The following is a 444-nucleotide window of genomic DNA, read 5'->3' as shown; positions in this document are numbered from 1 at the left end:
AAGTTGTTGCAAAGTGACGGCGAACTGACGATGGCCAGCACGGGCAAGGATGAAGCGACCGGCAACCTGGTCACCAAAAGCTACACCGTCAAAGGCCCGGTGATGCTGATGCTCACCACGACGGCCATTGATGTGGATGAAGAACTACTCAACCGCTGTCTGGTGCTGACGGTCAATGAATCGCGCGAACAAACCGAAGCCATCCATGCGGTGCAGCGCCAGAAGCAGACGCTTGAAGGCCTGCTGGCCGAGAACGAACGCGACTATCTGACACAGCTTCACCAGAACGCCCAGCGGCGGCTGAAACCGTTAAATGTGGTGAATCCCTACGCCTCGCAACTGACGTTCCTGTCAGACAAAACCCGCACCCGCCGCGACCATATGAAATACCTCACCTTAATCCAGAGCATTGCCCTGCTGCACCAGCACCAGCGGGACATCAAG

The 444-nt window shown here is 56.8% G+C and carries 1 pseudogene; it reads left to right on the top strand.

Annotated features, from left to right (window positions below):
- A pseudogene (locus IQ209_RS18020) lies at nt 1-444 on the top strand (DNA primase); the annotation flags it as partial.

Origin of the sequence: Xenorhabdus sp. BG5 (assembly GCF_015163665.1) — a bacterium.
In the GTDB taxonomy this organism is placed as follows: domain Bacteria; phylum Pseudomonadota; class Gammaproteobacteria; order Enterobacterales; family Enterobacteriaceae; genus Xenorhabdus.
The sequence above is the reverse complement of the archived record's forward strand: the minus strand, read 5'-3'. Positions and strand labels throughout refer to the sequence as shown.